26 protein-coding genes and 1 pseudogene are annotated in these 24,626 nt (G+C 69.7%); 11 read left to right on the top strand and 16 right to left on the bottom strand.

Going from position 1 to position 24,626, the window contains the following annotated elements; all coding sequences use genetic code 11:
* Positions 1-189 precede the first annotated feature (189 nt).
* Together IE326_RS26855 and IE326_RS26850 are read right to left on the bottom strand one after the other, a co-directional pair.
* A complete protein-coding gene (locus tag IE326_RS26855; protein WP_190043342.1) occupies positions 190-684 on the bottom strand; it encodes a hypothetical protein in 495 nt (164 codons plus the stop codon).
* A 40-nt stretch (positions 685-724) separates the two neighbouring features.
* The gene (locus tag IE326_RS26850; protein ID WP_190043341.1) at positions 725-877 is read right to left on the bottom strand and encodes a hypothetical protein; all 153 of its coding nucleotides are present in this window, start codon (positions 875-877) and stop codon (positions 725-727) included.
* 1,339 nt (positions 878-2,216) lie between these two features.
* On the opposite strand from IE326_RS26850, the pseudogene IE326_RS26845 reads away from it, so the two are divergent.
* Positions 2,217-3,013: pseudogene (locus tag IE326_RS26845) on the top strand (IS5 family transposase).
* A 277-nt stretch (positions 3,014-3,290) separates the two neighbouring features.
* On the opposite strand, the gene IE326_RS26840 reads toward IE326_RS26845, so the two are convergent.
* Positions 3,291-5,204 (bottom strand): helix-turn-helix domain-containing protein, encoded by a 1,914-nt coding sequence (locus IE326_RS26840; protein WP_190043340.1) that lies wholly within the window; start codon positions 5,202-5,204, stop codon positions 3,291-3,293.
* A 767-nt stretch (positions 5,205-5,971) separates the two neighbouring features.
* Here IE326_RS26840 and IE326_RS26835 point away from each other — a divergent pair.
* Both IE326_RS26835 and IE326_RS26830 read left to right on the top strand, forming a co-directional pair.
* On the top strand, positions 5,972-6,370 hold the full coding sequence (locus tag IE326_RS26835; protein WP_229915651.1) for a hypothetical protein: 399 nt from the start codon (positions 5,972-5,974) through the stop codon (positions 6,368-6,370).
* Between the two features lie 159 nt (positions 6,371-6,529).
* Complete coding sequence (locus tag IE326_RS26830) at positions 6,530-7,135, top strand: hypothetical protein (RefSeq protein ID WP_229915650.1); 606 nt, start codon at positions 6,530-6,532, stop codon at positions 7,133-7,135.
* A 50-nt stretch (positions 7,136-7,185) separates the two neighbouring features.
* Here IE326_RS26830 and IE326_RS26825 read toward each other — a convergent pair whose 3' ends face one another.
* The gene (locus tag IE326_RS26825; protein ID WP_190043338.1) at positions 7,186-8,376 is read right to left on the bottom strand and encodes a cytochrome P450 family protein; all 1,191 of its coding nucleotides are present in this window, start codon (positions 8,374-8,376) and stop codon (positions 7,186-7,188) included.
* A gap of 55 nt (positions 8,377-8,431) precedes the next feature.
* On the opposite strand from IE326_RS26825, the gene IE326_RS26820 reads away from it, so the two are divergent.
* Together IE326_RS26820 and IE326_RS26815 are read left to right on the top strand one after the other, a co-directional pair.
* Positions 8,432-8,599: a hypothetical protein gene (locus IE326_RS26820; RefSeq protein WP_190043337.1), complete on the top strand. Its 168-nt coding sequence runs from the start codon at positions 8,432-8,434 to the stop codon at positions 8,597-8,599.
* Positions 8,600-9,407: 808 nt separating this feature from the next.
* Positions 9,408-10,751 (top strand): hypothetical protein, encoded by a 1,344-nt coding sequence (locus IE326_RS26815; protein ID WP_190043336.1) that lies wholly within the window; start codon positions 9,408-9,410, stop codon positions 10,749-10,751.
* 323 nt (positions 10,752-11,074) lie between these two features.
* Here the strand turns inward: IE326_RS26815 and IE326_RS26810 are convergent, their stop codons facing one another.
* The 7 genes from IE326_RS26810 to IE326_RS26780 all read right to left on the bottom strand — a co-directional run bounded on the left by IE326_RS26810 (position 11,075) and on the right by IE326_RS26780 (position 15,485).
* Positions 11,075-11,284 (bottom strand): hypothetical protein, encoded by a 210-nt coding sequence (locus IE326_RS26810; protein ID WP_190043335.1) that lies wholly within the window; start codon positions 11,282-11,284, stop codon positions 11,075-11,077.
* A gap of 395 nt (positions 11,285-11,679) precedes the next feature.
* Positions 11,680-12,204 carry a hypothetical protein gene (locus IE326_RS26805; protein ID WP_190043334.1) on the bottom strand — a complete coding sequence of 175 codons (525 nt, stop codon included), beginning with the start codon at positions 12,202-12,204 and terminating at the stop codon, positions 11,680-11,682.
* A gap of 173 nt (positions 12,205-12,377) precedes the next feature.
* A complete protein-coding gene (locus IE326_RS26800; protein WP_229915649.1) occupies positions 12,378-12,794 on the bottom strand; it encodes a GntR family transcriptional regulator in 417 nt (138 codons plus the stop codon).
* A complete protein-coding gene (locus tag IE326_RS26795) occupies positions 12,791-13,207 on the bottom strand; it encodes a hypothetical protein (RefSeq protein ID WP_190043333.1) in 417 nt (138 codons plus the stop codon). Before IE326_RS26795 ends, IE326_RS26800 begins: the two co-directional genes overlap by 4 nt.
* A gap of 123 nt (positions 13,208-13,330) precedes the next feature.
* Positions 13,331-14,683: a hypothetical protein gene (locus IE326_RS26790; protein WP_190043332.1), complete on the bottom strand. Its 1,353-nt coding sequence runs from the start codon at positions 14,681-14,683 to the stop codon at positions 13,331-13,333.
* Positions 14,680-14,823, bottom strand: coding sequence for a hypothetical protein (locus IE326_RS26785; RefSeq protein WP_190043331.1), 144 nt, complete (start codon positions 14,821-14,823; stop codon positions 14,680-14,682). The genes IE326_RS26790 and IE326_RS26785 overlap by 4 nt, the downstream gene beginning before the upstream one ends.
* A 440-nt stretch (positions 14,824-15,263) precedes the next feature.
* Positions 15,264-15,485, bottom strand: a complete 222-nt coding sequence (locus tag IE326_RS26780) for a hypothetical protein (protein WP_190043330.1) — start codon at positions 15,483-15,485, stop codon at positions 15,264-15,266.
* Between the two features lie 301 nt (positions 15,486-15,786).
* On the opposite strand from IE326_RS26780, the gene IE326_RS26775 reads away from it, so the two are divergent.
* The gene (locus IE326_RS26775) at positions 15,787-17,028 is read left to right on the top strand and encodes a hypothetical protein (RefSeq protein WP_190043329.1); all 1,242 of its coding nucleotides are present in this window, start codon (positions 15,787-15,789) and stop codon (positions 17,026-17,028) included.
* A 162-nt stretch (positions 17,029-17,190) separates the two neighbouring features.
* Here IE326_RS26775 and IE326_RS26770 read toward each other — a convergent pair whose 3' ends face one another.
* The 4 genes from IE326_RS26770 to IE326_RS26755 all read right to left on the bottom strand — a co-directional run bounded on the left by IE326_RS26770 (position 17,191) and on the right by IE326_RS26755 (position 19,341).
* Positions 17,191-17,496, bottom strand: a complete 306-nt coding sequence (locus tag IE326_RS26770) for a hypothetical protein (protein WP_190043328.1) — start codon at positions 17,494-17,496, stop codon at positions 17,191-17,193.
* Complete coding sequence (locus tag IE326_RS26765; protein ID WP_190043327.1) at positions 17,493-17,987, bottom strand: hypothetical protein; 495 nt, start codon at positions 17,985-17,987, stop codon at positions 17,493-17,495. Before IE326_RS26765 ends, IE326_RS26770 begins: the two co-directional genes overlap by 4 nt.
* Entirely contained in the window at positions 17,987-18,442 is a 456-nt protein-coding gene (locus IE326_RS26760; RefSeq protein WP_190043326.1) for a matrixin family metalloprotease, read from the bottom strand. Before IE326_RS26760 ends, IE326_RS26765 begins: the two co-directional genes overlap by 1 nt.
* Positions 18,443-18,807: 365 nt before the next feature.
* Positions 18,808-19,341 carry a flavoprotein gene (locus tag IE326_RS26755; protein WP_190043325.1) on the bottom strand — a complete coding sequence of 178 codons (534 nt, stop codon included), beginning with the start codon at positions 19,339-19,341 and terminating at the stop codon, positions 18,808-18,810.
* A gap of 119 nt (positions 19,342-19,460) precedes the next feature.
* On the opposite strand from IE326_RS26755, the gene IE326_RS26750 reads away from it, so the two are divergent.
* The 5 genes from IE326_RS26750 to IE326_RS26730 all read left to right on the top strand — a co-directional run bounded on the left by IE326_RS26750 (position 19,461) and on the right by IE326_RS26730 (position 23,631).
* A complete protein-coding gene (locus IE326_RS26750) occupies positions 19,461-20,645 on the top strand; it encodes a helix-turn-helix domain-containing protein (protein WP_190043324.1) in 1,185 nt (394 codons plus the stop codon).
* A gap of 207 nt (positions 20,646-20,852) precedes the next feature.
* Positions 20,853-21,395 (top strand): hypothetical protein, encoded by a 543-nt coding sequence (locus IE326_RS26745; protein ID WP_190043323.1) that lies wholly within the window; start codon positions 20,853-20,855, stop codon positions 21,393-21,395.
* Positions 21,388-21,819, top strand: a complete 432-nt coding sequence (locus tag IE326_RS26740; protein ID WP_190043322.1) for an ATP-binding protein — start codon at positions 21,388-21,390, stop codon at positions 21,817-21,819. The genes IE326_RS26745 and IE326_RS26740 overlap by 8 nt, the downstream gene beginning before the upstream one ends.
* A gap of 440 nt (positions 21,820-22,259) precedes the next feature.
* Positions 22,260-22,595, top strand: a complete 336-nt coding sequence (locus IE326_RS26735) for a hypothetical protein (protein WP_190043321.1) — start codon at positions 22,260-22,262, stop codon at positions 22,593-22,595.
* 214 nt (positions 22,596-22,809) lie between these two features.
* Positions 22,810-23,631 carry a TIGR02391 family protein gene (locus tag IE326_RS26730; RefSeq protein ID WP_190043320.1) on the top strand — a complete coding sequence of 274 codons (822 nt, stop codon included), beginning with the start codon at positions 22,810-22,812 and terminating at the stop codon, positions 23,629-23,631.
* 403 nt (positions 23,632-24,034) lie between these two features.
* Here the strand turns inward: IE326_RS26730 and IE326_RS41925 are convergent, their stop codons facing one another.
* The gene (locus IE326_RS41925) at positions 24,035-24,232 is read right to left on the bottom strand and encodes a hypothetical protein (protein WP_373310272.1); all 198 of its coding nucleotides are present in this window, start codon (positions 24,230-24,232) and stop codon (positions 24,035-24,037) included.
* Between the last annotated feature and the right edge of the window lie 394 nt (positions 24,233-24,626).

Below are 24,626 nucleotides of genomic sequence, written 5' to 3'. Positions count from 1 at the left end.
CCACGCGGTGGATTTCGTCTACAGGACAGGAAGCGGAATCACGGACCGCGTAAAGCGCCGGAAACTGGTTGGCAAGTCGGCCAGCTGGTAGAGGCCAGTGCTACGTACGCATCCGCGGGTCTTCTTGGTCGGTCCGGCCTGTAGGTTGGCCGGCTACACCGTCGGGGAGGCGCTGAAGTACGTGTTGCGTTAGCCCTGGCCGTCGTTGTTCCAGTCCAGCTGAATCAAGCCGTCAGCCAGGTACAGGCCCGAGCCGGCCCTGTACGAGATCGTCCCGGTCGTGTAGCTGCCGTTGCCGGCGAGGTTGCCGTGCTCGAGCTTGTACTCGAGGCCGGAGTAGTTCGCCCACCTGACGACCGGGTCGGGACCGGAGACAGACTTCTTGATCTGCAGGTGGAAGCGGGCCGCATCGAAGATGCCGGTCTCGTTGACGTTCATGACCGGGCCTTCGAAGGCGACCTTGGCGTAGGCGTAGATGTAGCCGCCGGAGCGCTTGGCACACAGCGTCACATCAAAGTTGATGTCGTCGGACCACGGTCCGGAATAGGCCGGGTTGTCGACGGAGGCGCTGCTGGTCCTGCAGCGGTAGTCCGCGGCGGTTGCCGTGGTGGCGGTAGCCAGCGTGGTGCCAACGACGGCGCTGGCGGCGAGCAAGGTGACGGCGATGCGCTTGAGAGTAGGCATGCGATGTTTCCTTAGGATCGGTATAGGGCGGCGGCCCGTCTCAGCTGGTAGCGCTTGGAGTGCTCGTCGCGGCGTGGGCGGCGGGAGCAGGGGTGACGGCGAGCCTTCCGCTCACGACGAGGGCGAGGGCGGCGGAGGCGGTCAGACGTGCCGGCGCGGCGGGACTCCAGGAGCCGACGGCCACATCGGGCATGCGCGGGGCCACGGCGACTGGGTTGAAGCTGCCGGGGCGGATAGTGAGCGCACGGCAAAAGAGGCGGCGTACGGGCGCCAAGCGGCGGGGTACGTGCGGCGCGGCAGGAGCAGCTGCTGGGAGGCCGCCTGGCTCCTGCCGCGCGCGCCACTTCGCTCGGGGGAAGTGGATCCTTCTTCCCCGGGCGGGGACCGGCCGGGGATCTGGTAATCCGTGGCCGGCTCGGACGCGCCGTCGGGCGTGATCGGGTGCTAGCCGCTCAGCCCGGCTGCGCCGAGGTCCTGCGTACGAGTCAGCTCCGCCCGGGAGCATCGGCGGTGAGCCGACGCGGTGGTGCGTGGTGTCGGCTGGTCCGTCGTGTACTCGGAGGTCATAGGGTTCGCCCCGTCTGGCTCAGGGGGGCCGTGTCTCAGCAAGATCCAGTGGTCAAGCTGTTTTCGCGTGGCGCACTGGTCTATCCTGAGCACCGTCGGCGTGCTCCAACACGCAGACGGAAGGCCCCAGTGGGTTCCTTAGATCTGCTGGTGGTGACTCTGCTGAGAGTCGTTCTTGCACAGGCCCTGGCAGGGGCCTGCTTTGCGCTGGCGAGAGCGGGTGCCAGGACGGTGGCTCCAACCACCTCCCGGTGCCCGCCTCCTGGTGCATGCGGTGGTTTTCGCCACCGTGCACCGGGCCAGCTCGCCGCTGACCTGACCGACTTCCCCTCGCGGGCGGGTTCGGCTTGAGCCTCACTCGTCCTGTGGTTGGCCGGGCTTGCATCGGCAACGCTAGACATATGCGTGAAGCGGTGCCATTTCGCCGGTGCACAAACTGACCAGTGACACCTGTCGACATTGCACCAGTCGGCCTCACATCGACACGGAAGTGCACCTTCATCGTGATGCTCGTTTCGGGGGTGCACACTTCCCGAGGGGCGCGGCTGGCTCAGCTACCACTCAGCAAACGTCGGGCATCGACCTCAACACCGCAGTTCACCAAGGGCAGTTGGTTGAATGGGAGACAGCTTTTGCTGAGCCTGCACGGCGGGGCGAGCTTACCCCCAGTTGACGAGCTCTTTTCCTCGTGTCCTCTTTGGTCCGGCGAGGTCTAAGCGATAGCCCAGATGTGATCTGCCTCACGGGCGTGCCGATGCTGACCACTGTTTAAGGCGTTTGCACTTCCATTGATTTGGTTTGCCGCTGGGATGAGTAAGCGAGCTGAACGGCGTCACGGTGACGATCAACCAACCACCTTGCCCGGAGCTCCGGCTCAGATCATGGGCAGACTCTTACTGATCGTTTCAGAATGAGTTCGGCGCGAGGCCTTGGCGATCAGGTCTGGTGGCGGCAGAGTGGTGCGAGTGTCGGATGATCTTGTTTCTGATGACCTGTGGGACCGCATCGCTCCCCTGCTGCCACCCCAACCTCCGCGGCACCACCGGTATCCCAGACGCCTGCCCGCAGACGACCGGGCCGCCCTGCGAGGCATCGTGTATGTGCTGCGCAAGAACGTGAGCTGAAGGGACGTGCCGGCCGAGCGGACCGGCTGCAGCGGGGTGACGGCCTGGCGGCGGCTGCGGGACTGGACCGAGGCCGGCGTCTGGCCCCGCTTGCACGAAGTCCTCCTGGCCGAACTGCGCAAGGCCGGCCTGCTGGATATGGACGACTACGCGATCGACGGCCCGCACATCAGGGCGTTGAAAGGGGGGCTCACACCGGACCTTCGCCGGTCGACCGCGCCCGGCCGGGCAGCAAGCACCACCTGATCGTCGACCGACACGGCACACCTCTCGCCATCACCCTGACCGGAGGAAACCGGCACGACGTCACCCAACTGACACCGCTGCTGGACGCGATACCCCGCATCCGCGGCCTGATCGGTAGGCCGCGGCACCGGCCGGGCCGACTGTTCGCCGACCACGGCAAGTACCGCCGCATCCTCCGGGCCCGCGGCATCACACCGAAGATCGCCCGTCGAGGTGTCCCGCACGGCTCCGGTCTGGGCAAGGCGCGCTGGATCGTGGAGCGGACCTTCACCTGGCTCCACCAGTTCAAACGCCTCCGCAACCGCTACGAGATACGCGCCGACCTCCACCTCGGCCTGCTCCAACTCGCCTGCAGCATCATCTGCTTGCAACGACTCCGAACCTCATTCTGAAACGATCAGTTACGCCCGGTACAGGCGGATCACCCATGGGCCGGGCGGTCGATCTCCGCCGGGTGGAGATCGCTGGAGGCGCTGGAGGCGTCCCCGGAGACCATCGAAGCCAGCGCAGGTATCTTCCGGGACGCCCACGGCCGACTGCGCACCCTGTGCGGGTGCGTCCAGACAGGACCGTCTAGGACGCGTCACCCGATTCGAGACAGGGAGGCAGTCGGCGGTCGGCTGAGGGAAGAAGAGCGGGTCCCGCGCTGAACGCCGAAGGTCGCGGCGATCAGCAGGCGACCACGGACAACCCCCGTTGACCTGAGCACAGGTCAGGCTGACCCGTGACGACATGCAGTGAGAACTGCAGATCGCGTACACCCGCGAGGGTGGACAGATCACGCTGCATATGGTTCTCGACCGCCCGAAGGTGGGAACGCACCGTAACCTCGGAGAGACCGAGCGCGCGAGCTGCCGGCTCGACGTGCGTGTCGAAGTTGAGCCAGGCGAGCGCCGTGGACAGGAGGTCACGTCGGTCTGCCTGTATCGGTCTGACCAGGGTCTGCGCCCAAGCATGCACATGGGGGGTGGTCAGCAGCCGCGCTAAAGAGGGCGGTTCCAAGCCGGTCAGCCGTGGCGCAGTGGAGTCCTCTCGCTGCGTGACCAGTTCCATGGCCAGCGCAACGGCTATCCGGTCACTGATGGACGTGAAGTCCATGCGCAGGAGTTCAGCAGCTCGTGAGACGCGGCGCATTACCGTGTTGCGGTGCAGGCACAGCCGACGGGCCGCCACCGTGTATGGGTAGGCGAGGGCAACCGGGAGCGTCTCGCGCATGGGCTCCCACTGCGACTCGTCACGCATCAGCGGGTGTAGCAGCCGGCGGGCCCAGTGCTGCGCCTCCGCCTGGGGCAGGAGACTGACAAGGTCGGCGCCGTGCACGGAGAGGGCGACGGGGTCCGGTTGCAAGGCGGCGAACGTCTGGGCGGTGGTGGCCTCGCGAAGTGCGTCTGCGAGAAGGCGCATGGAATAGACCCCACTGCCACCCAGCGAGGAGGACGGTCCAAGTGCGCCTACCAGGCGGGTCAGTTCGGCAGACACTTCTGCCCTGGAGTCTTCATCAAGGCGAATCGGATGCACGATCAGTATCCGCCGGTCGTTTCTCGGGTCGGGAACGACGAGAGCCTGCTGACCGACGGATGCGCTGAAGCGGCGCGCAGCCAGGTCTCGGGATGTCGGCCGCGTCTCCACAACGAAGATGCGAGCGGTTTCGGTTTCCAAGAGTCCTGGCGCCAGATTCGCCATGACGCGCCGGGCCTTGTCGACCTCGCCGTCCATAAGAAGCTCGAACGCCGCGCTGCGCGCCGCGTGAGAGGCGTCCGAGGCTGCACGGTACTCGCGGTGCGCCTGGTCTACGAGACCCAGCAGTTTCGCCGCATGCCGCAGCAGGCGCAGGTCCGCCTCATCGAAAGGGGTCCTGCGGGCCACCGCAAGGACGGTGTCCGCAGCCGAGGCGGGAGCCAGGGAAATCAGCTGGGTGTGGGGGCCGGAGAGCGTCTCGGGGAGAACTCCGTCGACGGACTGGCGGATGATGGCCTGTGCCAGCTGCTCAGCAGCTGTGGCCGGTGAGGCAGCGAGGACGCGCTCCGGCTCACTGACCAGAACCTGACAGTCGAGGACCCTGGCGAGCCAGTCCGCGATGCGTTGCATGGCCCTGGGATCGGCCAACTGAGCTGGCAACTCCTGTACGAGTGAGCTCAGTTGGGCAGCACGGCGCTCAGCAAACATCAGGCGGGACTGCTGAATTTCCTCATGAACACCCTCCCAGCACTCGGTGGGCGCGGACGTGACCAGGAGGGCGATGCCCAGGCTGGCGGCCTGATCCACGATTGCCGGAGGGAACATCTGGCGTGTACCGGGAGCGGCGCTGACAGCCAGACCTGCGCTGCCGTGCTGGCTCATCCGCTGGAGGAGCTGCTCAAGCACTGCTGTTATGCGTCCGCGGAGGCGGAAGGGCGACGCGCCAGTGATCAGGACGAGCGAGCCATCAACCAGAGTTGGTGGGACTCCGTTCTCCAGCAGCCCCTCCGGCGTCAGCGTTACCACTCCGGATATCTCCGCAGAGTGGGACCGCGGAGAACCGTTTACCACGAATGTCAGTTCGAGTTTAGGCTTATCTGTGGGCAGTGAGCCCAGGGTCGGCATGTGTGCTCCTCGAGAGATGGGACGAGGTCGTGAAGTGCCCTCGGCGCCAACGAGTCGGCTCGGACACGTGGTGATCACGGCCTCATGGGTCCACTCCCGTCGATCCGCCCCGCCAGCTCCGGAGGCGCACTGCGGCGCGCTCGTCTTCCAGCACGGGAAAGCCGGGGGCGCAGCCCAGGCCCGTACTCACGTCGGCGCCTCGCCTGAGGTATCGCGGTTCGCGCGAGGAGCTCTCGCCGACGGGTCCCTTCGCACCGAGTTGCAGGCACCTGGCGGTGGGCCGGGCGACGTCGAAGACGATCCAGCCACCCCGCCATGAGAGCCACCGCGTCGGATCGGTGGCGCTCTTGCAGAGCGCGTGGCATCGCCAATGCCCCGTTTCCGATTATCCCGCCAGCATGGTCACTGCCGCTGGACGCCAGCTCCATCCCCAACACTTCCCCCCCCGCCAGCGAAGGGCCCATCACCACAGATGTAACTCTCAGTAGTCAATCCGCTGCTTAGGGTTCCCTTTTCCCTATCGCGATCCTGCCTTGCGCTCTCGATCATGTCAACTAAAGTACACAGCAACGAATTCCCAACTGAGTGAGAGATCGATACGTGGTGGTGTGCAGTTTTGAGCAGGTTGGCTACCAGCTCGCGTCCGGTCACCCCTGCCAGTGCTGAGGCGCAGCCACCGCCCCTTGGCGGAGAGACTCAGTGCCCTCATGGCCAGCCGGCGGGACGCCAACGGCCGTACTTTGTCGTCTCGTACGCTGTCTGCTGCCGTGGACGCACTGCCAGGCGATCACCCGTCCGTGTCTCACGCTGCTATCGCCAAACTGGCCAAGGGTTCCCAGGACAACCCGACCGTGGGCACCATCTTGGCGCTGTGCGAAGCTCTGGGCGGCGTACCACCCGCACACCTCCTGCCGCATGAGAGCTACGGCGATCTCAGGGCGCTGGAGGCGTTCGAGGACCCTAAGGCACGCCGCGTTCTGGCACTCCTGAACGACCTTCCTCCCGATGAGATACAAAACGTCATCGCGGACCTGGAGCAGCGTCGGGAGGACCTCGGTCTGGAGCCGGTTCCGGACAACGAGGCCTCGGCGCGGGGCAAGCCTCAGCGCCGCCGGAGTATGGACGATGCCGCACAGTATGCGGCAGATTCACTGGAGGGGCTGTAAGTGGTTGACGGCATAGTCTTCGGGACGTGCACCGCGGCCGGGTTGGTAGTGACGGGCCTCTGCACACGTAGAGCTGTGGGCAATCCGCGTGTCTCCACGTGGGCGATCGCCCTCGCTTTCGGGGTGTGCACGCTGGGTGTCCTGTGCGCTGTCCCCTCTGTGGCCAATGCGCTGCAGAACATTACGGGCCTCGACAACGCCGGCAAGTTGGTGGCCCACATCTGTGCGGTCCTATGGTGCGCTTTCCTTCAGATCGCGATGGTGGATCTGGCCTACCGGCCCGAGTACCTGAAGGCCGCGATGTTCCAGCGCGGCTTCGCAGCCTCAGCAGAGCTGGCGGTTCTGGTGCCACTCTTCCTGGCGACGAACCGGCCCGACGTGGAGTTCACGACCGAGTACGTCGACGACCCAAAGGTCGCCGCCTACTTGCTGATCTACCTCTTCTACGTCCTGGTCACCTGTGGTGAGCTCGCGTTCATGTGCGGCAGGACGGCTCGGCGCAACTGGGGCATCAGACCGTGGAGCAGCGTTGGCTTCGCCCTGTCCTGCGTGTCGGCGGCCCTTGGACTGGCATACGCGTTCTCCAAGGGCTCATACATCATCTTCTACACTCTCGACAATCCATGGCCGCTGAAGGCCGAGGAGGTCGTGAGCCCCACGCTGAGCGGATTGGCCGTGTTGTTCCTCTTCTCCGGACTGACGATCCCCATGATCGGCGCCTTGCGTGAGCGCCTTCGCCAGAAGAAGGCCCTGGCCGGTGAGTAGCTGCCCGGCCCAAGCGGGTCCGGGCAGCGGGACCCTCGGGAAGCGTCTCGTTAGAACGAGGGTCTGGTGGCCCGGTAGCGCACCGGCAAATCGAGGAGTCCACGGGCGCGCAGCGACGGACGCCACCGCGTCTTCTCCTCGGTGAGCTCGAGTTCCTCGAACCGCTCCAAGAGCGCTGCAAGGGCGATCTCGGTCTCGGCTCGTGCCAGGGGCGCGCCCAGGCAGTAGTGGATGCCGTGTCCGAGCGCCAGGTGCCCGGCAGCATCGCGGCCGAGGTCCAGACGGTTAGGGTCCGGGAAACGGTCCGGGTCGCGGTTGGCAGCGGACAGGGACAGCAGGACCGTTTCGCCCGCAGGAATCTGGACGCCGCCGATCGTCACGTCCTGGGTGGGAAAGCGTCGGATAGCGAGTAGGGCCGGGCCCTCGTAGCGGGCGAACTCCTCCACGGAAGCGTGTATCCGGGACGCGTCCTGCCGCAGTAGGGCCGCCTGATCGGGATGCTGCAGCAGGGCCAGGATCGAGTTGCCGATCAGCTGGACAGTGTTCTCGTAACCGGCGAAGAGGATTAGGAAGGCCAGGGACATCAACTCGTCCTCGGTGAGCCGGTCGCCCCCGATGTCCCGCACGGCGATCAAGTCGGACAGGAGGTCGTCGGCCGGCTCGCGTCGCTTGTGAGCCGTGAGCTCCTGAAAGAAGCCCAGCATGGCCACCATGGCCTCCTTGGCGGCCTGAGGACGGCCCGGATCCGGGGAGATCAACGCGGTTGTCCAAGCGCGAAAGTCCCGTCTGTAGCTGTCCGGGACACCGACAAGATCGCAGATCACGATAATTGGCAGGGGGGCCGCGTAGGACGTGATCAGGTTGGTGGTGCCCTCCTCTCCCAGAGCGTCCAAAAGCCGGTCGGCGGTGGCGCGAATCGGTGCGCGCAGCTGCTCGACCCGCCGCTGAGTGAAGGCCCGTCCGACAAGGCGACGCAGACGAGTGTGGTCGGGCGGATCCATGTTCAGGAGGTTGGCGTCCAGGGCTGGCGGCAGGGACAGCCCTCGGTAGTTGCCCTCACGCGCATGCGCCTTGTCCAGCGACAGGCGCGGATCGGCAAGGGCGGCGCGAACATCGTCGAACCGGGTAACGAGCCAAGCAGGTTGCCCATCCGTTCCCGTGATGCGACACACCGGGGAAGTGGTCCGCAACCGGTCGTATATATCGTATGGGCGGGTCATCAAATCGTCCGCGAAATCCATGTGCCCACCCTAGGACGCAATCGACCAGGAGCCAGGCCTGGAGGACAAGGCCAAGGTGACCCGCCACACCTGGTCCACGATGCGCGAAGACGGGAACCTGGGCGGCGTAGGCGTCCTGTCCGTGCTCTCCCGCACCCACGATGCCCCTCCTGCCGACGGCGCCCGCGGCCTGCTCCTCGGTGTCGGCCCGGGCTTCGCCGCCACCGCCACCTGGCGGACCTGAGCCAGCACCGGCCCGCTCCGAGCCCCACCGCTCGCGACGGGCTCCCCTCCCCCGACCTGCTGCCCCCTCGCAGGGTCCAACCTCTTCAGTCCCCGCACCACTGCGGGCCGCCGAGCCTGCGCGCGGTATGGGCGCAGAGTGGTCGGCGCTTTCGGGAGCGGCCGGGCTGTGGGGGCAGCTGTCGCTGTTCACCGGAAAGCCCGGGTGGGCGGCGGCGGTCCTGGCCGCGGTGGTGGGCATGTCTCTATGGGTGCTGTGCGGGCTGCATGACGAGGAAGGGGCCGCCTCGGGCGGAACTGTACTGATGGCTCTGACGGCAGACGGCGTGCTGAGCCCGTACCTGGCGTTCTGGTCGCGGGAACCATGGTAGGTCGCGCTGACCATCCTAGTAGTCGCGGGCTCGGTGCTACTCAGGGGCTCGCTGGTCGGAAGGCTGATCTCAGGTTGATCACCGGACAGCGGGCCCACGTGGAAGCCGGCGCCAGGCGGGTATAACCAACGCGGACGGCACGGGCGGCGGACGACAGAACCAGGGTCCGAAGCGGGCGCGGCCCGCACGGGGGACAGCGGACCGGAGAGAACACCCCACCCAGAGGCAAAGGGGGCGCGCGGGGCGGCAGACCGAACGACCATCCTGGCCAGCCCGAACACCCCAGCGCACGGTCGCCCCGCACGCCAATAGGCCGCTGTCCTCCCCCGAGGGGCCGGGCACGCACCCAGACCACCCGCCGCTCCCACGCAACGCCGGCTTCGTCCCACTGCCATACGCCCCTCCGGTACCTCCGGCCGCCGGAGTCGTTGACCCGGTATGAGCGTCCAGCGTCTCCTCGACACCGCCTTCGCCCGTCCGGCCTTGCCCGGTGCCCGTGCCGGCCGGTTCGACGTGGCCGACATGGGCACGGGCCCGTGGAAGCAGTTCCTGCTCGGCTCCCACAGGGGATCAGGCAGGACGGGCTCCTGGGACGAGCAGCTGGGCATCCTGTGGCGGCGGGTCGTCGCGGAGTGCGGCGTCGCGCAGCAGCTCGCGGCCGAGTACGACATCGGCTGGGAACAGCTCCCGCACGAGACGCAGGCGGTCCTGGCGGTGGCCGGGCCGGGCGACGTCGTCATCGACGTCGCCGCGGAGGTGCTGGCGACCCGGCACGCGGACTGGAAGCGTGAACGGCGCTACGCCCGCATCCACCGCCGCCTGCCCGCCGACCTGACCGGGCTGGTGCCCGCGGACGTCGGTGCGGTGCGATCCGGCCTGCTGGACGAGAACGACTTCCGCGCCAGCGACTACCAGGACCCGCGCGAGAGGTTCCCTCGGTGGGTTCGCACCCTGACCGGCACGGCGGCCTATCTCGCCGCCGCACACCTGGTGCCCGCCGACCTCGCCCTGGACGTGGCCACCACCGCCCCGCTCGACGAGCAGACCCGCGCCGCCCTGCGGCTGCCGGCCCCCTGGTCGCTCGTCGTCCACGAACCCGTCACCCTCCACGCCCTCGAGGCCGATGACGACGAGCTCGCCGCGCTCATCGACGCCGGCCTGTGCGCAGGGCCGCAACCGGCCGTCCTCGGCGCTCTGCTCGCGGCCCGGCCTGACGGACGGATCGACACCACGTCCGGGTTCCTGCTCCTGTCCTCTCTCAACGACGACGGCGCACGGAGCTGGGCGCTGCAGTCGGCCGCGTACGGCGACCACGCCGCCGGCCGCGCCCTGTACGGGTACGCCGCGCAGCTCGCCTTCGGCCGGTGGACGCCCCCGCCCGTACTGCCCGACCCCGGACTGCGGCCGATGTCGCGCAGCGCCCTGGGGAGGATCGCCGCGAGCGAAGCAGGCCGCGCGGGTGCCTTCCACGCCGTGCGGGTCCTGGACTTCACCCCGCCGCCCGAGGAGCCGTCCGAGCCGCGCTCGGCGCCGGCCACAAGCCGTGGCCCGCTCATGTACGGCACGTTCCGCCGGGCGTTCTGGAGCCCGGGGAAGCGGATCGGGATCCGCGACAGCACCGGCAAGCTCGTCGGTCCAGTCTACAAGGACGGTGCGGTCGAGGGCGTCACGTTCACCCGGGAGCGCCGGTTCTTCCGCCGAACCCGGATCCGCCCCGACCTTCCCCTGGCTCCCTCCACCGCGGTCTACCGCATCCCGGACCCGAAAGCCGAACGCCGGTGACCCGCGCGGGGCCCGCCCCGGCTGAGGAAGACAGGCCAGAAGCCACGTACCGCAGCACCGGAAATTGCGTATATTGTTCGCTATTTTCCAGGCCGCCACAGGCCACCGCCGCGCTCTTGACCGGCCACCAGCGGATCCTCGCCGGGCCGCCGCGGCCCCGTGCCGCACCTGTGCGCGGCGGCCGAGTGGGCCGAGGACCGGCGCATGGCGGACGCCGCGGCCCGGCGCTGGCAGATCGAGCCGGACCTGGGATGGGACGACCATCAGCGGGTCGCCGAGGAGAAGCCGACTTCCGGCGCCGGGCCGCCGACGCCGAGACCCTCCTACGCGAGGCCCTTGGCGAGCTCATACGCCGAGCGGTACTTCCATCCCTTGGTGCCGTCGCGTCGCCGTTGGCTCTCCTGAGCGATGAAGCGTTCCAGCTGGGCCAAGAGCGTCCGCTCGGCGGGGGACTCGCGGTGATCGCGGCGGCCAGGAGCGCGAAGCGCGGATGCGTCGGCCGGAATGCTCGCACCGTCTGGGGTATTCAGCATGCCCTCCCCTTTCGCTGTCGCGGCCCTTACTGCGTACGCCGAGGGCCAGGTACATAGTTCCTCACCGGCGGTGTTCGGTGGTCTTCGCGGGTGTCCGCCGGAGGGCGGAGATGGTGGGGCGGCCGCAGTCAGGCCCCAGCGATCCAGATCGGGCTCCCGATGCAGACCACATCGGCGGCTGTGGTGCCGAAGAGGACAGGGCCGGCGTGGTGGGCATAGAGCTCTGTCCCGACCTGTGTGGCGGCGCCGTCAGCGGGCTGGCTGGGTGCCCGTGCGGGCCTGGATCGCGGACTGGCAGTCCGGGCACCAGCGCTCGCCCGGAACGTCGAGGTCGAGCGGAACGACGATGGTGGTGCTCTCGGCGCTGTGGATGAGCTTGGACGTGGCCAGCGTGGTCAGATCTCCTCGGTCGTGGTGTGCAGGGCGCCTGGCGGAAGACCGTGGCGCAGGATCTCGGTGTTGTGGCTGGTGTAGGGGAGGCGGCTGAAGGGCCCGGCGGTGATCAGCGCTGTGCCTGCCCGCTCCGGCATCGCGTTGCGGAAGGCGTTTGTGTAGGGGACTCCGAGGTATCCGCCTGCCCAGCCGTCAGGCACAGCGGGATCGGCGATGGTGCCGTCCGCGGTCAGGCACCAGGCGTGGTCGAAGACGTGCGGCATGCCGGGTGGAACCTCAGGCAGAAGGACGAGGCCCTCGACGTAGGTCCAGCCCTCGCGGTCGGCCCACTCGTGCGCGGCCGCGAAGCACTCGCCGAGCCGCTTAGGATGTTGGGCGTGTGGCCAGGGGGACGGTGTCCAGAACACGCCATGGGTGAGTACGAGGTCGGCAGGGCTCTGGTGGACCCACGTGTCGTCGCCCAAGGACAGGGTGGCCAGCAGCTCCGCATCCCTCGCCAGCCACGCTTTCGCGTGCTCGGCGGTCATCGCGTGTGCTGTCCTGTCCGGGGTGTTACTTGGGTGGGCGTTCATCATGACGCGCCCCTCCCGGTCTGGCCGTGGTCGCGCGGTGTCGTGTGCATCGGAGCGTTTCCTCCGTGGTCGGGTCGAGCGTAGTAGTGGTGGCTGCCGGCGGTGGTGGTGTGGGGATCTCCGGGCCGTCAGGTCTGTGGTGCCGTCTGGTGGCCAGTGGTGTTCTGGGGTGTGAGGCGCAGCAGGTCTCGAACGGCGTTGGTGAGCTCGTCGATTCGGCGTCCCAGGGTCGCGCACTCGCAGGGGTCTGCGGTGGCTGTGTCTTCGGCGGTCGGCGGCGCTGCGACGAAGGAGCCTCGGCCCTGCCGGGTGTACACCAGGCCTTCGTCTTGAAGGACTTTCAGGGCGGACCGGGCGGTCGCGATGCAGATGCCGTAGTGCCCGGCCATCTCGCGGAGAGGGGGAAGCCGGTGGCCGGGCGGGAGGTGACCGGAGTCGATCTGCCGGCGGAGGTCGGCGGCTGCCTCCAGGAAGGGCGGCAGGGAGGGGTGCCTGCCGTGGTGCGCTCTCGTGGGCGGCGGCGTGCTGGTCTGGAGCTGCGTCACGTGGTCTCCCCCTCGCGCTCGTCAGCGATGCGCCGGGGGGTGCGGCCGATCTCGCCCTGGACCTGCGCGATCTCCTGGTCCCCGTAGGCGGTGCGCACGCCGGAGAAGGTGTAGCCGGAGGCTTCACCGAGCTCGTTGAGGGAGTAGCGGCGCGGGGGGTGGAACTCCCGGGCGTAGGCCAGGAGGTTGCGGATGCGCCGGTCTGCCTCCTCCTTCTCGGTCTTGGCCTTCTGGAGGGCCACGATGAGCGGGTCGGTGTCGGTGCCGAAGGCGGTGGCTTCGAGGTCGTCCGCGTACTCCTTGCGCTTGCGGTCCACGTCCTCGCGCATGTCGGCGAGGATGTCGTCCGGGTCGGGGGTGCCCGGAGCGGGCATCGGGTGGATCAGGGCGGCGAGTTCAGCAATCGGATGCATATTGCGATAGTCGCAACAAATTGCGACTATCGCAATAGCTGGAGATGGGTTCTCTGCGTCGCGGCATCCGGCGGTCGACACCCCTGAGGGCGCCGACCAGCCCGGCGTGCGGCGTAGGGCGGGCTACTGCCGCCTGCGCAGGTACTCCTTGCCCTGCCGCTTGAGCTTGCGGCGCACGGTCTCGCCCATCGCCTCCTCCTGTCCGGTCTTCAGCGCGGCCTGCTTCCAGGTCAAGCCGGTCTGCGCGTAGCAGCGGGCGACCGCCAGCTCGTCGGGGGTGAGCTTGGCCAGCACGGTGTCAACCTCCTCCTTGAGCCCCGGGTCCGTGTCGGCGGCGCCTGCGATGAGGTCGGCGTCGTCCAGCCGGACCACCCGCCGCCGGCGGACGGTGCGCTCCCACAGCTCGGTGTCCGCCGTGGTCGCGGAGTGGACGGCGGCGCGCAACCGGGTCTCGAGCTCCTCGTTGGTGCGCACCTGCTCGTCCCAGCCCTCTTCCAGCAGTCCCTGGGCGACGCGCCGGCGCGGGCGGTCGAGGTCGAGGTAGCGGGTCAGGTTCTCGACGAGGACGTCGTCCGGGCCGTGGTGGAGCGAGGCGTGGCGGGCCTGGAGGGCGGCGGCGAACAGCGAGCGCGGCGCGTAGCCGCGCCACCCCCACACATGGGGGCCGCGGGGCGGCATCTTCAGGTGGTCGTGGAGCCGGAAGAGAGCGGCCCGGCCGTCCATGTCGGCGGGCTTGAGCTCCAGGACCAGAGTGGTCAGCGCGCTGCTGGAGGCGCGGGCGCGCTGGGCGGGTCCGTCGCGGCCGATCACCAGGATGATGGGGCCGATCATGCCCGCCTCGATGCGGCCGAGGGACCTCACGTCCACGGGCTGGGGGCGCCGGTGCTGCAGGAGATGGTCAGGCAGGTGGTCCACGGCACGGGCGGTGCGCCAGCTCCACGCGGCCCAGGACTTCGCGCGCCAGGCGGGCACCGGCCCGGTGGGGGTGCGGCAGTGGTCGTGCAGCCGGCGCCCGAAGGGGTCGCGGCCGCATCCGGTGCCGTCCGTGCTCCCGCGCGGGCACAGGGGGTACGTGCGGGGCGGGCGGCGGCGGGTGAAGATGCTCTCGATGACGTCGGTGAGGGCGCGCAGCATGTCTCCTCCCCCGTCGGCGGGAAGCGTGAGGTCGCCGAGGACCGGGCCGATGCCGTAGGGGAAGAGCTGCTGGGCGCGCAGTCGGGCCCGGCGGACGAGAGCGGCCGCCAGCTCGACCGTGGCGGTGTGCTCCTCGTACCCGACCAGGGTGCAGGCGAGGGCCAGGCGCCGGGTGTCGGGGGCCGCGGTGGCCTCCAGCCAGCGCCGGGCGCTCGGGCCGCGCTGCCGGTCGCGGGGGCGGCAGGAGGAGCAGGAGCGGCCAAGGGCAGCCGTGAGCAGGGGCGCCCAGTCGCACTCCTGAGACGACGCGGGCGCGGCGACGGGGTGAGCGGGGCTCTTCACGGGCGCTCCAGCAGGTGGTCGGCGAGCAGGGTCGCCGCCACGGCGCCGCCGAAGGCCTCCGCGGGCGACGCGCCCGCGGCCCACAGGCCGCAGCCCGCGATCCCTCCCACCACCATCGCCACCACCGAGTAGATGTTCATCAGCCGAGTCCGTTCGCCGGGCGGGATCGGGCCCGATGCCCTCTCCTCACCCTTGCGGGACGGCCGGACCCCACACCGACACAGATTCTTCCGCGAGTTCATCCGGCCGGGCAGCGCGTTGCGCGGAGCAGTTCCGCGATTCCTCCCTGCCCGCCCTGCGGGGCTGCCTACGCTCGGGACGTGGTCGTCTACGAACCTGGACCCCGAGGCGAGTGTGGAGGAGCGCGGGGAGAGGGCGGAGCCGGGCATCAGCGCGGCGACGATGCTCGTGGCCCTGGTCAACCTGTGCGGGCACCGGATCGAGGTACACGGTGGAGACCCCGGTCCGGGGCCGGCCGCCCGGTGTTCCTGCCGATAGTCTCGGGGCGGCAGAAGTTGAACAGCGGCTTCTCGTGCGGCAGCGGGCCGAGAGAAGGAGTTCCGTGGAGGGTCTGGAGGATCTAAGGGGTCTCCTCGCGGAGGTGGCGGGCCGGTACGCCCGGGAGGACGGGGACAGCGGACCCGCCCTGATGGCGCTCGGCGGCATCGGGGGTCAGGAGGGCGAGCGGGTTGTGGACCTGGATGCTCCGCTGCTGGGCCATGCCACGCGCGAGATCCGCGACCTGCTCAAGCGTGGCGACTCCTTCGGAGTGCGCGTCCAGGACGCCCAGCGTGCCGTGCACCTGGACCGGGAGCGTTGCCTGGCGCTGCTGGCCGCCCTCGTCGGCGCCGGGTACCTGACCCGCGCCCGAGGACCTCGACCAGCCCCAGCACTGCTACGACTGCCGCACCGAGGACTGCGAGTACCACGACTACCGGACCTGGACGCTGACCCCTGCGGGGCGGAGCCTGGCCCACGCCTCTGGCCGCAGGCCGTCCACCCGCAAGAACGCCGATGCGCTGGCCGCCAAGGTCGTCAAGGCTGCCCGGGCGGTCAACGCTGATCCCGATGCGACGCTGTGGTGGGTCAAGGAGATCCGCGCGGTGGGCGCCTACGCCGATCCCGCCCGGGAGTCGCTGCTGCACGTCGATCTCGCCGTGGAACTCCGTCCGCGCCTGGACGATCCGCTCGAGCAGCGCAAGGCCGAACAGCGCCTTCACGATGCCGCCCGCGACCGCGGGGAGCGGCAGCGGGTGCTGGACATGGGCGGGTACGGCCACTGGCGTACCCGGCTCGCGCTCGCGGGGCGCAGTAAGGTCGTCCGCCTGTTCAGGTCCGCCCAGGGAGTTGAGGGGAGGGTGCTGTTCGAGGAGGAACGGGAGCTGACCGTCTCCACGACGGCGACCGTGCCTTATCAGCGGCCGGTGGAAGTGCCGCTGACGAGCTGCTCGTGGTGCGGGCGGCAGGGTGAGGCGGCGCGCGTTGCCCAGCGCGGCGCCCCGCTGGCCTCCTCCCCCGTCGGGCTGTGTGAGCAGTGCCTGTCGCTGGGCTGGGCCGATGATCTCCAGTCCCAGGGTTCGGCCGATGTGTGGCCGTGGGGTGCGGTGCGCAGGCTGCGCACGTCGCTGGCCGAGGAGCCGATGCACTCGTCCGGGTGCGCGCTGTGCGGCCGCGAGGACGCGGTGGAGCAGCCGTGGTGGCCGGGCGATCACCGCGACGGGTCCGGCCGGGGCGAGCCGGTCGTGCTCCGGTTGTGCGACGTGTGCCCGGGACTGCTGGAACTGGCCGACGCCCCCGGCCGGGACGGCATGTGGTGTACCCGGCACGAGCACGCGTGCATGGTCGGAATGCGCGCCCTGCTGTGGCGCCGGGCCGGCGTCGAGGAGGTGCCCCCGAGCGCGCGGAAGGCTCGTAAGCGGCCGCGGCTGACCGCGCTGCATCGGGACGTGCTGGCCCGGGTGGAGGATCACGGGGCGCTGTCGGCCGTGGACCTGGCCTGCGCGCCGATCAGCCAGAACCACCAGGACTCCCGCTGGTGGATGGTGCGGCTGGCGCACCTGTTCGACCACTGCCTCATCGCCGAAGTGCGCGATGGCGGCAAGGAGGCCCGGGGGCTCGTGCGGGCCACCAGCAACCTCGAGCGCGACCTGGCTGCCCAGTTGGATGCGCTGCACCAGTCGGGACCGGTCTGGGACGGGGAGCGGGTGCTTGAGCCCGCGCCGCCCCCGGGCTGGACCGAACTGCGCGACAAGGCCGGCCAGGAGGCCATCCGGCTAGACCGGAAGGCGCTGCGGCGGCGCGCGGATCACCCCGTGCCGCAGGTCGACCGAGGCCGTTGGGGGTAGTCACCGGCGCCGTCCTGCTGCGGGTGACGATCGGGCGAAGTGGCCGGCTGCCGCTTCGTCGCCTCCCATGCCGGTTGCTTCCTTGTCCGGCCGCAAGAGCCCGCAAGCGTTCAGGACCCGCGAACGAGTTTTTCCGCAACCTTCCGCGACTTCCTCGTGTCCCTAGGCTCTGGGCATGGTCTTCGATGCCCCCCGTGACTGGGCCAGGAGTCGGGCCCGGCCGGCGGCCGCGACCGTCCGCGCGGTGCTCTGTGTGAGAGGGAAGCGGACGACCAGCGGTGTCCGCACGTCCTGCGGAACGTCCACGAGGTAGCGGCCGATATACGGGCCGACGTAGTGGAGGTCGACCTCCAGTAGCGACAGCAGCAGGCCGTCGGCGTGCTCGTCGATCTGGTGGGCCACACCGATGTCGGCGAGTACGCCGGCCAGGCCCTCGCGGGCCGCAGACGATCTGTCTTGCGGACTCACGGCGCCGTGGTGGTGTCGGAGCAGGACGGCTCGACGAACTTCTTGGCGAGCTCCGCCTTCCAGTGGGTGGCGAGCGCGTCCACTGTCTTCCCGGACGGGACCGGGCGAGTGAAGCGGGCGATCCACGTGCCGGCCTCCGGCCCGAGGACGGACACCTCGTAGCGGCTGCCGGGCTGCAGCTTCGCCGCCGACGCCTTCGGCAGGCCGATTTCCGCCTCGGCGGGCAGCGTGCCCTTGTAGACGGCGAGGGTGCGGACCTGGAAGGTCTGCACACCGTCGTCGCCCTTGGTGATGTACCGGCCTTTGGAGACGACGTCGACCAAGGCGAGGTTCTGGGCGCGGGCGGCTTCGGCGGCGTCCGTCTGCGTCGGCGTGCACAGCGCCTCGAGGTGCACCGGGTCGTCCTGCTGCATCCAGGCGTAGCCGCCGGCGCCCAGCGCGGCCGCGACGGCGAGGCCGGCGGCGCCGAGGGTGAGCTTGTTCATGGTCATCAGCCCCACAGTTTCTTGTAGTTGGCCTTGTCGACCTCAGGGATCCAGGTGATCTCGTAGCCCGGCGACGGTGCGTTCTTCCACATCAGGGAGACGATCGAGTCGGACTTGTGGCACAGGCCCAGCGCGTGGCCGAGCTCGTGCAGGGCGACGTACCGCAGAAGCTCCTTCGTGGCGCCTCGCAGCTTCTGCCGGTTGAAGATGATGTAGTCGGTGGCGCCGATCGATCCGTGGCGTTCGTACCGGCCGAGCGGGTCGGAGGCCCGGGTGCCGAGGTCGGCGTCCTTGAACTCCAGGTCGTTGGAGGTGATCGCCGAGTCTGCGACGATCCTGATCTTCGAGCCGTTGTACTGCCAGGCCGAGATCGCGTGCTTGCGGGCGTCGTCGTAGCCCGTCTTGTCCGTCCAGCGGATCTCACCGTCGTCGACGGCCGAGAAGCTTCTCGTCTCGGTCACGCCGCCGACGCAGGGGGCGGGCCGGACGGCGGCGAACGCTGGCGGAGGAGCGGCGACGGTGAGAAAGGCCGCTACGGCGAACGCCAGTGGTAACGATCGGTGAGACACGCAACGGAGCGTAGCGGTCACGGCTCCGGGTCGGTGGGCGTGTTGACGGCGATCACCCTTGCGGGGGTGTCCCCCGGCCGGAGCTCGGGGTGACGCGCCTTCGCCACGAACAGATCTGCAGCGCTTTGGGCAACGCTCACCCCGAGGAACTGGCACGGGTGTGCTGCTCGCGACCGTCCCGGCGTGCGGCGACGTCAGGGCCCTTCACACCTGGCGCCAGAGGTCTACGAACACTCCCGTCTCCGTTGCCGTTTCCCTCACAGCAGGTCGGAGACGGCTTTCAGTGCGGCGGGCCAGGGGTAGGCGGACCGGTCGCCCTGGCCGGGCTCGTTCGGCACGAACCCGCCCTCGCCGTAGACCACGGTCACGCCGGCGCCGCGGAGGGTCTCGATCGACCGCTCCCACTGGGGGTGGGCGGTGTAGGCGCTGTTCACGCACGGCATCACCGCGATCGGGATGCCCTTGCCGATGCCTTCGGCGACCACGCCGACGAGCCATTTATGCGTGATGCCGAGCGCCCAGGCGTTGACGGTGTTGAAGGTGGCGGGGGCGACGAGGATGGCGTCCGGCTTCGGCCACACGTCCGGGTCGCCGGGGAGACGGTAGTCCCAGCGCACAGGCCTGCCGGTGAGCGCGGCCAGGCCGTCCAGGGACTCGTGGAGCCAGCCGGCCGCCGTCGGGGTGAGCCCCAGGCAGACGTCCCAGCCGTCCGCCTGCGCCTCCTCGATGACCCGGGCGATGTCGAAGACCGGAGGCGCCGCGCTGCTGAACAGATACAAGGTCCGCGTCATGGGGCCCATCCGATCACACGGACTTGCCCTCGGGTCACGGCAGTCTGGGGCGAATCCATCTCGCACCAAGCCGGGCGCGAGTAGCGTTTTCTGATGAGGAACCAGAACGGAGCACCAGCATGCCGACACGGGACGACGGTCACACCGGCAAGCGGATCGCGGAGCAGCGCAAGCTCGCGCGGCTGACGCAGCGCGAGCTCGCTGGCCGGATCCCGTATTCGTACAGCTGGCTGACCCAGGTCGAGTGCGGGGCGAGACCGGCGTCCGTCGACTTCACCGCCGCCGTCGCCCGGGCGCTGCGGATCGACGTCACCGTGCTGACCGGGCAGCCCTACGTGACCCAGCTCCAGGAGGACCGGCTCGCGGAGCTGATCCGGCCGGTCCGAGAGGCCCTGGACCTGTACGACCTCGGCGACGACCCGGAGGTCACCACCCGTCCCGCCGCCGAGCTGACCGCCGCCGCGGAAGACCTGTGCGTGCAGGTCCGGGCCACACACCTGCACGCCGCCGCGGCCGCACTGCCGGACGTCATCACCGAGCTGACCGCGCTGTGCTGGCGGGCGCCGGCGACGGAGCTGTGGCGGGCGCTCGCCTCGGCCTACCGGACCGCGCACGACATCACGGTCAAGCTCGGCTTCTTCGACCTCGCGAGCGTCGCCCTGGACCGGCTCGGGTGGGCGGCAGAGCGGGCATCGGACAGCTGTCTCGCCGGCATGCGGCAGTACTTCCGCGCCCTGGTGTACTTCCGCGAGGGCGAGTACACGATCGGTCTGCGCCTGATCCGCTCGGGCCACTCCTTCCTCGACGCGGCAGACGCCTCCCGGGAAGCCCTCGCCGTGGCGGGCCAGCTCCACCTCGGCGGCTCCGTCCTCGCCGCGCGGGCCGAGGACGCGAGCGCGGCCGCCGCCCACATCGCGAGCGCGCGCGAGTACGCGGGGCGGGTCGGGGACGCCAGCCGGGTGCACTGGCTGAACTTCGGGCCCGTCAACGTCGACCTGCACGAGATGAGCGTCGCCATGGAGATGCGGCACTACGACGAGGCACTGCGCCAGGCGAAGGCGATCACCCTCCCGGCCGGTATCGCCACCTCCCGCCGGGCGCACTACTTCATCGACCGCGCGCGCGTGGAGATGGAGCTCGGGCATACCGAGGCGTCTTTGAAGTCCGTGTGGGCGGCCCGCCGGGCGGCTCCGGAGCAGACCCGCTACCACCCCGGCGCCAGGGAGACGGTGCGCGGCCTTGTTCATCTGTCCCGGCGGACGCCGCAGACCCTGGGCAGCATGGCGGCGTGGGTGGGCATGTAGGAAGGGTCGGGGACTCTTTCTCAGGTGAAAGAGTTCGCCGCCTGTGTGTTTGCCACGATGGACCCGGCATTGTTCAACAACGAGGTCGGGGACTGTATGGCGAGTCACGACGGTGTGCATCTCCACCCCGTCTTCCGTCCCGGTCAGGCTGCCTTGGATGACAGCTCGACTGGAAAGGGTCTGGGCGACCCGGTGACCGCGGCTCTCATGACGCAGCCTCTGGCACTGGCTCCGGGAGTGCTCGTGCACTCGGGGCGGAGCCGGGAGGCGGCTGCCGAGACCTGGCTCCTGCTGGCTGCTCCCGACCGGCGTACGGCCCTGGTCGAGTGGGAGCGGGAAGGGCTCACGCTCCTGCGCTGCGGCGGCCTTTTCTCCGCCGTCCGCATCCCGGCCGCCATCGTCCACGCCGCGGCCGGCACCGAGGAGCCCCGCGAACTGACGGCCGCCCTCCGTCAGGCCCTGGACGGCCCCGTTTTCTACGACAGCAGCGGTCGGCACTTCTACGCCCTCACCCCGCACAGCACCGCCCGGCTCTGGAAGGTGCCGGAGAGCGAGTGCTTGGGGTCGGACTTCTTCCTCGGGGTTCCGGCGACGAGCGTGACGGCGCCCGACCCGCGCTGTCGGGCGTGGTGGGTCGTGCCGATGGACGGCCCGGCCGCACTCTGCTTCCCGGCCGCCGTCGCGGGCTTCGTGCAACACGGCCGGCGCCTGATCGCCACAGCACAGGCGGAGCAGGCCGCAGATGCTTGAGACTCCCCTGCGCCGCCGGCCGGAGTTCTACCTCTGCGCCGGCCCCACCCAGTCCCGCGTGCTGCCGTGCGAGCTGGAGTCGGCCGCCGTCGCACGCCGCCTGGTCGCAGCCGTCCTGGACCGCTGGGAGCTGCCGGAGCTCACCGAGCGCGCCGAGCTGATCGTCTCCGAGCTGGTCACCAACGCCGTGCTGCACGCCCGTACAGGCGGAGCCTCGGTCCGGGTCGTCGTCACCCGCGTCCACGGCGACCGCGTCCAGGTCGCCGTGACCGATCTTGACCAGCGCCCGCCAACCCTGGTGGAGGCTGGGCCGGACGAGGAGAGGGGGCGTGGTCTGGCTCTCGTCGCTGCGGTGTCCGAGAGCTGGGGCTGCGAGCGGCGGGCTTGGGGGAAGCGGGTGTGGGCCGAGCTGGCCCGCTCGTAAAGCCGCCCGCTCGTAGAGTCGCCCGGCCTGTTACTGCCCCGGCCCTGACTCGACCGTGACAAGGCGGCGGAGGGCGGGGCCTGGTGCTGCTCGGGGGGGGCGACCGGCTTGGTCTGCGGGAGGCTGTCCGGGTCCCGGGGCCGTCGTGGTTCCTCCCTGGCAGAAGGAGACCGTCCGGGCAGCCCGGGCAGTGCCGGGTGACTGTGCGCTGTGCACTTCCGACGGCGGACTGTACGCCGAGACGCATGGGGTACGAGCGGGCGGCGGAACCCCCTTGGCGTCGGATGGCGGTTATCGGTCTCCTCGGCTGGTTGGAGTGCCGTGCGCCCGGCCTCCTGTTCTCGGCAAGGTCGTGGCGGTCAGGCGCAGCCTGTGAATGCCCCGGTCCCAGGTTTCTGGCTGCTGTGATTGACTCCCCTTCACTGGGATTGGGGGAACGTGTGAGCGACGAGGCGGCGCCGGACGAGACGTGGGAAGAGGTCGCGTGCAGTTGGCGGCTGGACGAACTGCTCGCGGGCCGGATGTCGCCCACCACGAAAGACGACGTGCAGACGCTCATGGTGATCGGGGCGTTGCGCAGTCGGCGGCCGCTGAATGCCGATGCGCGGCACAGTGCCTTCGAGGCCATGATGGCGGCGGCTGAAGGCCGCGCGGTAGCCGGGGCGGACCAGGCAGGACGCGATCCTGCACGGATCGAGCAGACGCGCCAGGCCATGCTGCGCGCTTACGAAGCAGCCCAGGAGCCGCGTGAGGAGCGGCCAGGCGGAAACGGGTAGATCCTCGCGGGGGTCTTGGTATCCGCACGCGCTGGGCGGTCAGCGAGGACCGTCTGGCGCCGGGCAGGTGCTATGGAGCGATGGCGAAGGGTACCTGGGCGGCGATGAGTCGGCCGGTGGGCAAGGTTTTGCGCGTATCGGGCTGTTCGCCTCGTATGGCTGTGTCATCCTGATCGGCTGGCCTGCGCAGGACGGGCCGAGGGAAGGGTGCGTGATGACCACGGCGAAGAAGACGTTCGATCCCTGGCCCGCCGCCACGGTTACCGCTGTCGCGGACGTCCTCGCTGACACGGTGGAAGGCCTGTCCGGTCGCGAGATCGGCCTTCTGCTCGAACGGATAGGCATCGCGGACGCCGATGGGTCGAACAAGCGCGAGCGTCTGGCACGGGCGCTGCTCGTACGACAGGATCGCGACCGGGCCTCAAACTGCGTGGTCAGGTTCATCACCGAGGCGATGGCCCCCGTGCGCTATGCGCGGCAGCCCGGGGTGTTCTCCCGGCGCCGCGACGATCTCAACGAAGTTCTCGTCCATGTCGGACTACGCGTCAACGACGCGGGCAGACTGGCCCGCGGCACGGCCGCCAGCACCCTCGACGAAGCGGCGCAGCACGCCAACTCCCTGCGCGCGGAACTCCGCCGGCGCGGAACGCACCCGCGGGTCCTGGCGTACTGCACCCAGGAGATCCTGGCCAAGAACGCCTTCCACGCCAGCCTGGAAGCGGCCAAGTCCGTCTTCGACCGCCTGCGGCAGCTCACCGGCGAGCAGCTCGACGGGTCCCGGCTCGTCGACGCCGTCCTGATGCCCGGCGCCTCCGGAGTGCCGCAGGTCGCCATCAACACCGGCGTCACCACGACGGAGAGGGACGAGCAGAAGGGTTTCGCCTCGCTGATCAAGGGGCTGGGCAGCATGTACCGCAACCCAGCAGCGCATGATCCCCGGCTCAGCCGCCCGGTCGCCGACGAGGAGCTGCTGGAGTTGCTGACCACCTTGTCGATGGTCCACCGCCGCCTCGACACTGCTCGTACCCAGCCCTGACCGTCCAGGCCGCTTCACGGCGCGGGCCCTCGTGGTCGGCACGGCGTACGGGCTGCGGCCGAGGCGCTGAACAGGTCCGGGCCACTGAAGGCGGATCAGAACCTGCGCACTGTGGCGGGTGCGTCGTACGGTCGCCATGGCTCCCACAGGACGGGCGTCCACAGCCGGTCCCGCGTCCCTTCGCACGTACGCGGGACCGGCCCTCGACCGGCGGCACGCCGCTGCTTCCCCGCTTCAGGGAGACCCGCCCGCACAACACGACTGGTGCGGGCCGGTCCTCCACCCGGTCGGGTCCCGGCAGGAAGGGGAAATCCGCGGGCCCGGCCCGCTCGACACCCGCCTACCTGCACTCGGCCGCGATTGCCTGGAGGGTGGCGGCCTCCGCGGGGTCCACTCTCAAGCTTCAGCGCAGCTTCGTCGCGGTCCACTCGGTGGCGTACCGGCAGCGGGCACTGGGCGCCGGCAGGATCCACTGCGCCGGATCCTTGCCTGCTTTGGCCCGGTTCGAGCGGGCGGTGACCGCGTTCCTTGGGCAGGGCGTGCCCGCGGCCGCGAGAGCGGTGATGACCGGGCAAGCGGTCCGGAGGTCGTGGCCGGTCATGCCGGCGGTGGTGAGGAGCCGTGCGCGGTGATGGTGGGTCCATCGGCCCGGACTCGCTGCCGATGATGGCGGTGAGCACGGGCTGGGGTCCGGCGGGGAAGCGGGGCGAGCGCGCCGCCGTCGGTCGAGACGAGCCGCCAAGGATTCACCCCCCACCGGGGCATTGCTCCGTGCCGCCGTCGCCCGTGCCCTCGCCGGGGGGATGGCGAGGGTACGGGCGAAGGCGGCACGGGGAGCGACGGTCAATCGGCTCACAACACCTCTCCGCGAGAGTAGCCAGGACCCGCCACGCGTGCCGGACGGTCGGGACCTCTGCGCGGATCAGAACTCGAAGGCGAGCCCGTCCGGTAGCCACCCGGAGCGTGCTGCGCCCCCGTACCGAGGTGTGGGGGCG

Source organism: Streptomyces filamentosus (genome assembly GCF_014654895.1).
GTDB classification, from domain to species: Bacteria; Actinomycetota; Actinomycetes; order Streptomycetales; family Streptomycetaceae; genus Streptomyces; species Streptomyces filamentosus.
This window is presented reverse-complemented; position numbering and strand designations above follow the sequence as displayed.

Excerpts from the sequence above, each read along its gene's own strand:
- IE326_RS26855 (WP_190043342.1), bottom strand. The coding sequence starts at position 684 with ATGCCTACTCTCAAGCGCATCGCCGTCACCTTGCTCGCCGCCAGCGCC.
- IE326_RS26850 (WP_190043341.1), bottom strand. The coding sequence starts at position 877 with ATGCCCGATGTGGCCGTCGGCTCCTGGAGTCCCGCCGCGCCGGCACGT.
- IE326_RS26840 (WP_190043340.1), bottom strand. The coding sequence starts at position 5,204 with ATGCCGACCCTGGGCTCACTGCCCACAGATAAGCCTAAACTCGAACTG.
- IE326_RS26825 (WP_190043338.1), bottom strand. The coding sequence starts at position 8,376 with ATGGATTTCGCGGACGATTTGATGACCCGCCCATACGATATATACGAC.
- IE326_RS26815 (WP_190043336.1), top strand. The coding sequence starts at position 9,408 with ATGAGCGTCCAGCGTCTCCTCGACACCGCCTTCGCCCGTCCGGCCTTG.
- IE326_RS26810 (WP_190043335.1), bottom strand. The coding sequence starts at position 11,284 with ATGCTGAATACCCCAGACGGTGCGAGCATTCCGGCCGACGCATCCGCG.
- IE326_RS26805 (WP_190043334.1), bottom strand. The coding sequence starts at position 12,204 with ATGACCGCCGAGCACGCGAAAGCGTGGCTGGCGAGGGATGCGGAGCTG.
- IE326_RS26795 (WP_190043333.1), bottom strand. The coding sequence starts at position 13,207 with ATGCATCCGATTGCTGAACTCGCCGCCCTGATCCACCCGATGCCCGCT.
- IE326_RS26785 (WP_190043331.1), bottom strand. The coding sequence starts at position 14,823 with ATGAACATCTACTCGGTGGTGGCGATGGTGGTGGGAGGGATCGCGGGC.
- IE326_RS26765 (WP_190043327.1), bottom strand. The coding sequence starts at position 17,987 with ATGACCATGAACAAGCTCACCCTCGGCGCCGCCGGCCTCGCCGTCGCG.
- IE326_RS26755 (WP_190043325.1), bottom strand. The coding sequence starts at position 19,341 with ATGACGCGGACCTTGTATCTGTTCAGCAGCGCGGCGCCTCCGGTCTTC.
- IE326_RS26750 (WP_190043324.1), top strand. The coding sequence starts at position 19,461 with ATGCCGACACGGGACGACGGTCACACCGGCAAGCGGATCGCGGAGCAG.
- IE326_RS26745 (WP_190043323.1), top strand. The coding sequence starts at position 20,853 with ATGACGCAGCCTCTGGCACTGGCTCCGGGAGTGCTCGTGCACTCGGGG.
- IE326_RS26740 (WP_190043322.1), top strand. The coding sequence starts at position 21,388 with ATGCTTGAGACTCCCCTGCGCCGCCGGCCGGAGTTCTACCTCTGCGCC.
- IE326_RS26730 (WP_190043320.1), top strand. The coding sequence starts at position 22,810 with ATGACCACGGCGAAGAAGACGTTCGATCCCTGGCCCGCCGCCACGGTT.
- IE326_RS41925 (WP_373310272.1), bottom strand. The coding sequence starts at position 24,232 with ATGACCGGCCACGACCTCCGGACCGCTTGCCCGGTCATCACCGCTCTC.